The organism is Protofrankia sp. CiP1_Cm_nod3, from assembly GCF_982290655.1.
The window spans coordinates 21,613-27,910 of record NZ_CEVIVD010000067.1; the positions used below are offsets into that span (position 1 = coordinate 21,613).

4 protein-coding genes are annotated in these 6,298 nt (G+C 72.9%); 1 reads left to right on the top strand and 3 read right to left on the bottom strand.

Annotation, left to right across the window (positions count from 1 at the left end; translation table 11 throughout):
- Positions 1-331: 331 nt before the first annotated feature.
- The 3 genes from AC5LUJ_RS14290 to AC5LUJ_RS14300 all read right to left on the bottom strand — a co-directional run bounded on the left by AC5LUJ_RS14290 (position 332) and on the right by AC5LUJ_RS14300 (position 4,298).
- The gene (locus AC5LUJ_RS14290; protein WP_493465078.1) at positions 332-688 is read right to left on the bottom strand and encodes a four-helix bundle copper-binding protein; all 357 of its coding nucleotides are present in this window, start codon (positions 686-688) and stop codon (positions 332-334) included.
- A 350-nt stretch (positions 689-1,038) separates the two neighbouring features.
- On the bottom strand, positions 1,039-2,430 hold the full coding sequence (locus tag AC5LUJ_RS14295) for an amidohydrolase family protein (protein ID WP_493465079.1): 1,392 nt from the start codon (positions 2,428-2,430) through the stop codon (positions 1,039-1,041).
- 677 nt (positions 2,431-3,107) lie between these two features.
- Positions 3,108-4,298, bottom strand: a complete 1,191-nt coding sequence (locus tag AC5LUJ_RS14300) for a hypothetical protein (protein ID WP_493465080.1) — start codon at positions 4,296-4,298, stop codon at positions 3,108-3,110.
- 624 nt (positions 4,299-4,922) lie between these two features.
- Between AC5LUJ_RS14300 and AC5LUJ_RS14305 the strand changes: the two genes are divergently transcribed.
- The coding region (locus AC5LUJ_RS14305; RefSeq protein WP_493465081.1) for a multicopper oxidase domain-containing protein at positions 4,923-6,298 on the top strand (1,376 nt) is incomplete at its 3' end.

The window sequence follows — 6,298 nt, forward strand, 5'->3', positions numbered from 1 at the left end:
ACGGCGTCGACACCGCACCGCCCGCCCTGGTGGCCGCCGCGAAATCCGGCTGACCGAATATCCCGGCCAGTATTCCGGCCGGCACCGACGGTAATGTCGAACAACGGCGACAACAGCCGGCGCCGGCCGCGAAGCACGAACGGCCACGGACCACGAACAACGCCGGACGAGAACGGCCCCAGGGGGCGTTCGTGGATTTTCCGTGGTTTTCCGTCGGGCCCGGGCGGCCCGGGCGGCACTCCCGCGAGCACCCCGTGACGTCCCGGACCCGACGACGACACGTCCCCGCCACCGCCGGCCAGGCGGGAGCGGCGGACGTCAGAGCCGAGGCTCAGACCGTGGCACCGGCCATCATCTGGCAGGATGCGGCGCATGCGCGGCACGCTTCCGCCAGCTTCATCATCTGGGCGTCACCGGGCATCTTCATGGCCATTTCGGCGCACATCGTACATATGCGCGCACAGATGCCACACATTTCCCGGTACATCGACGACATGCGGCACATCATGTCCGCGCAGACCTTCGTGACGGCCGCGCAGTCCATCAGGATACGCATGCTCGCCGCGTCCATCATCGTCCCCGGCATGTCCATGCAGTAGGCAATCGTCTCCTCACACGTGGTCGAGCAGGACATGCAGTTGTCGATCGCCTTGCGCATTTCATTACTGATCTTCTCGGCGTGCTGCACGATGACCCTCCTGACGGTCGCGCGGCGTGAACCGCCGCCCCCGATGATCACTGCGAACCGCTCACGTCGAATGTTCCGCTGTTCCGTGAGGGGTTCGGACCAACGATAAGCCCCGTATGACGAACGCGCACCGGCAACCGCGAAGAGCAATGCCCCCGCGGGCAAATTCTCCGGTGATTCACGCGCCGAAAAGAGCGGCGGAATCTGCGCGTTCGCGAGTATTAGCGGGTTTTGTTCGGTTGCTTTTCCGTGCTGGTGCGCCGCCGGACACACCGTGGTGACACGCCGGCAACAGCACATCGGCCCGCCGCCGGCAGGGAATCCGGCCGGTGGCGGACGGGCCGAAGTACTCAGGGCGTCGCGGGGTTCACCGCCGGCGGCAGGTCACCCACGGGGCCGGGCACCGGGGACGGCCGGAGGCCACCGCCCGCGGGTACGGTCAGGGCCGCGGGCAGGCGGGTGTGCGGGACGACGGGAACACCGCCGAGAAAGACCCCGGTCACCGCGTCGGGACGTTCGAACAGCGACAGGTCGCCCGGATCCTCGTCCAGCAGAATAGCGTCGAACTCGTAGCGTGGGGCAATACGACCGACACTTTCCGAGATACCGCACAGGCGTGCACCGTTGGCTGTCGCCGCGAGCAGGGCCTCGGACACCGACAGTCCACTCTGGCGCAGCCGGGTGATCTCGGCGAGGTTGGTGCCGTGGCGGTCCCGGTGCCGGCTGTCGCTGCCGAGAGCGATCCTGACCCCGGCGTCACGGGCCACCGCGACCGTGTCGGCGAGCATGGCCCGGGTCACGTGCGCACGGTCGGCGGCCCACTGGGGCAGCTGCCCGCTGTCGGCCAGCTGCCCCAGCTCGTGGTACGGCGACAGGGTCGGGACCAGCGTGACGCCCCGCCGCGCCATCAGGTCGGCCTCACGCTGCGTGAGACCGATCCCGTGCTCGACCGAGCGGACGCCGGCCGACACCGCCGCGTCGACGGCGCCCGCCCCCAGCGCGTGCGCCATGACCCCACGCCCGAAGGCGGCCGCCTCCGAGACCGCGGCGGCGAGCTCCGCGGCGGTGAACTCCGGCAGCGGCTGCCCCGGGCGCACCGACATGATGCCGCCACTGGCGAAGACGTTGACCCAGTCCGCGCCCGCCCGCACCACCGCGCGGACCGCCGCGCGCATCCCGTCCGGCTCCCGGACGACATGCCGGGGCCGGCCGGGGTAGCCCAGCGCCGTCAGGGTCTCCGGCGCCTCCAGGCCGGGGCCGAGCAGCGCCCCGTCGCCGTGGCCCTCGGAGCGGGTCAGCCCGACCACCGAGACCGCCAGCCGCGGCCCGGGAATGTGCCCGGCGAGCAGCGAGTCACGCACGCCCGCGTCCGCGCCGCCGGCGTCCCGGACGTACGTCACCCCGGCGGCCAGGGTGCGGCGCAGCATCGCCGCTGTCTGGAAGAAGCGCTCCGACAGCGGAGTCGTCATCATCTCCAGCGGATCGTATGTGCAGAGCGTGACGCGGGAGTGGCAGTCGATGACGCCGGGCATCAGCCACAGCCCGTGCGCGTCGACATCGACCGCGTCGGCGTCCAGTGGGAGACGCGGCCGGACGTTGGTGATGTGCCGGTTGCGTACCGCGACGTCCACCGGGCCGTCGAAGTAGCCGTGCTCGTCAAGGGCGTGCACGCCCCGCAGGACGAAGCCGCCCGACAGGGCGGTGCCGCCCCGCCGCGGGACATCGGTGCTGGTGATCGTCATCGTGCCGTTCCTGCCGCTGGGGTCCGGCGTCCACCAGCGGATGGATCACCGCGCTGATTACGGGACGCCATGGAGATCACATAGGATATGCCGGCTCGGGCCGGGTACCGCGCTGGGCCCGCTCGGCCCGGCCGCGCACCGGGTCACCGGTTGGGACGGCGTGGCGGGGACGACGGCGAAGAAGCGCCGGACGGCAGCCAGGCCGCCCGGCGGTCGCGACGTCCGAGCGGGTACTCAGGTCACGGTCGACAGGCCGTGCTCGACACGCGGCAGGTGTCGATGTACCGACGGACGGTGAAGCCGCACGCCGGCATGGCACGGTCGTCCGCGGCACCCGCCGCTGGCTTCCACCTGGCCCTGTACACCTGTACCTCCATGGTCGGCGCCTGGGGACGCGCCGTCACAGACTGGGCTGCCCGCCCGGGCCGCGCACGGCCCCCGCCTGGGCGGCTCAACTGCTCGTGACGTCCGCCGACGAGCGGATGCCGCAGCCGATGATTCCAGTCCGCTCGTGAACGTAACTGACCGTCATTGGCAGGGTCAAGAGCCTGTGGCGTCGGACGCTCTTCGACCGCTCTCCGACCGATCTCGCCCGTAGCCCGACGGATCCCGACGGATGATGGCCGGCCGCGCCCCGACAGCTACCCGCGATGGCCGGCAACGGCGGTCGGCCACCGTCATCCGACCGTCGCGGCGGTGACCGGCGGGTCCACCGGATGGCGCGCCGGCACGGGCTCCGCCGCCGCCACCGGGCCGGATGCCGCGGCCAGCCCGGCCCGGGCGGCGCGCAGCTCGCAGGTGAGCTCGTCGGCCTGACGCTCGGCACGTTCGGCCCGGGAACGGGCGTCCGCCCTGGCCTCGGCGAGCACCGCCTGGCGTTCGTCCGCGGCCCGGTGGGCCGCCTCCAGCCTGCGGTCGGCGTCGGCATGCACGCGGGTGATCTCCGCGTCCGCGGCGTCACGCTGACGGACCAGCTCGGCGTGCAGCCGGTCGGCCTCCGCCCGGGCCTGGGCCGTGGTGTGCTCCAGGGCCTCGGCCCGGGCCCGCGCGGCGTCGCGGGCGGCGGTGGCGGCGGCAGCCGCCTGCGCGGCGTCCTGCCGGGCCTGGGCCACCGCCGCGGCGGCCTCGTCACGCGCCGCCCGGACGGCGGCGTCCGCGGCCTGGTGCGCCTGGCGGATGTCCGCGGCCGTCTCGGCGCGCAGCGCCTCCAGGCGTGCCTCGGCGTCCTGCCGCGCCGCCTCCGCCGCGGCGGCGGCCTCGGCGCGGGCCTGCTCGAGCGCCCCCTGCGCCTGCGCCCGGGCCGCCGCGGCCGCGTCGCGTTCGGCCTCCAGGGCGGTGATCCGCTCCTCCAGCGTGTCGACCACGCCGACCGCCTCGGCGGCGACGGCCTCCGACTCGTCCCGGACGGCCTGCGCCTCCCGGGCGGCCTGCTCGGCGCGCACGGCCCGGGCGATCGCTTCGGCGACGCGCTCGGCCGCCTCCGCCTCGACCGTCTCCACCCGCGCCTCGGTGGCGGCTATGTCACCGAGAGCGGTCATCTCCCGGGCGAAGGCGTCCAGCGCCTGGGTGAGGCTGCCGGCCAGCGCGGTGATCTGCTCGGCCAGCGCGTCGGCCCGCCCCCGCGCGCCCACGGCGCGCTCCGAGCCGGCCCTGCCGACAGCTGTCCCCGCCCCGGCCGCTCCCGGCCCGGACTGCCCGGCGAGCTCCCGTCGACGACGGTAGGCCGACAGCCGGTTGTGGACGGGATCGTCGCAGTACGCGGGCGGACGCCCCGGCCCGGCCGGCGCGCTCGGCGGCTGGCCGCAGCCCGGGTAGGCGCACCGCGCCGGTGCGCTCCCGTCGACCGTCGCGTCCTCGGTCATACTCATCGCTGTCCGTTCTCGCTCCCGGGATCCCGCCCGCACCGACCCGACAAGAATGCACCAGGACGCACGGGCAGGGGTCCAGCGGCCGGCACGGTTCGCCACGGCCCCGCCTCCGGCGCCCCACGGCCCTGTCCCCGGCGTCCTACGGCCCCGTCCCCAGGCGGCCCGTGGGGCGCCGCCTGCTGTTGGCCCGCTCCGCCGGGCCGGGCGACCGGATGCCGTCTGGCGTTTCCCGGCCGGCGGCCGGCCAGGCACCTGCCCGGTATTCCGCGCCCTTCTCGTCCCTGATCGTCTTTTGTGACGTTCAGTATCAGCGCACATCGCTGTTTCCGCCGTGTAAGTGGATGATGCGGACCCCTACCGGACAGGTTCACTCACAATCAGTTACTGTCACGCTCCGTGATTAAGGAATTGCGCGCCGGCAGGCGTACAGCTATGGAGGGCAGATCGCCAGGGAGGGCAGCGGCGCCGCGATCATTCTTTGACGGCCGAGGGACGACGGCCAGCCCAACAGCTCCGACAGGCCCGGGACACCCGGGACGCCCGGGAGGGCCAGACGGTCCGGGCACGCCGGGTGGGCCGTGGCTCCGGGCGCGGCGGCACGCCCGGCGTGCCGCGATGGCGGGCATGCTGACGCTGCTCCTCGCCGCGGCGACCGCCGGGCCCGCCGTGGGCGACACGCCAGGCGCCCACGGCGCTCCCGACACTCACGGCACCCCTGATATCCACGGCGTCCCCGATCCCCACGGCGTCCCCGATCCCCACAGCGCCCACGGCACGGACGGGCCCGCGCCCAGCCCGCAGGACGGCGCGGCCGGGTCGTACTGGAACGAGGTCGCCGGCGAGGCCTTCCACCCGACCGGGCGGGTGCGCACCTACTACATCGGCGCCGACGAGGTCGTGTGGGACTACGCCCCGGACGACCGTAACGACATCACCGGCCAGCCCTTCAGCCCACAGGAGAAAAGCTTCCTCGAGTCCGGCCCGGGGCGGATCGGGCCGAGATATGTGAAATGCCTCTACCGCGGCTATACCGACGCCGGCTTCACCACGCTGGTGTCGCGCCCGCCGCAGGACGCCTACCTGGGCCTGCTGGGGCCGACGATCCACGCCGAGGTCGGCGACACCATCAAGGTCGTATTCCGTAACGGATGCCGGATCCCCGACAGTGTGCATCCCCACGGGGTCTTCTACACGAAAGCCAGCGAGGGGGCGCCGTACGCCGACAACACCTCCGGCGTGGACAAGCTCGACGACGCCGTCCCCACCGGCGGCCGGTACACCTACACCTGGCTGGTGCCCGACCGCGCCGGCCCCGGCCCGCACGACGGCAGCTCCGTGATGTGGATGTACCACTCCCACACCCAGGAGGTCAGCGACACCGCCGCCGGCCTGATGGGCGCGATGGTCATCACCGGCAGGGGCCTAGGCCGCCCGGACGGCACCCCGAAGGACGTCGACCGCGAGATCGTCGCCCTTTTCGAGATCATGGACGAGAACCGCAGCCCGTACCTGGAGGAGAACCTCCGCCGTTTCGCCCAGCCGCCCTACCCGCCGCGCGACGACGTGAACTTCACCAGGTCCAACCTCAGGCTCGCCATCAACGGCTACATCTTCGGCAACGAGCCGATGATCACCATGAGGAAGGGTGAGCACGTCCGCTGGTACGTCATGGGCATGGGCGGCGAGCAGGACCTGCACACCCCGCACTGGCACGGCAACAGCGTGCTGTGGAGCGGCATGCGCATGGACACCGTCCCACTGCTGCCCGCCACCATGGCCACGGCCGACATGGTGCCCGACGACGTCGGGACCTGGCTGTTCCACTGCCACGTCAACGAACACCTCCTCGGCGGCATGATCACCCGCTACCAGGTCCTCACCCCCGACGGAAAACCCGGCCCGTCCTCAGGCTCGGCAGGGCAGGGGGCGGCGGGATCGGGCACGGGGGCGACGTCGTCGTCCGGCTCCGCTTCCGGCTCGTCGTCCGGCTCGGCTTCCGG

Bases quoted from the DNA above. Each gene is read 5' to 3' on its own strand.
- AC5LUJ_RS14295 (WP_493465079.1), bottom strand. From the start codon at position 2,430: ATGACGATCACCAGCACCGATGTCCCGCGGCGGGGCGGCACCGCCCTG.
- AC5LUJ_RS14300 (WP_493465080.1), bottom strand. From the start codon at position 4,298: ATGAGTATGACCGAGGACGCGACGGTCGACGGGAGCGCACCGGCGCGG.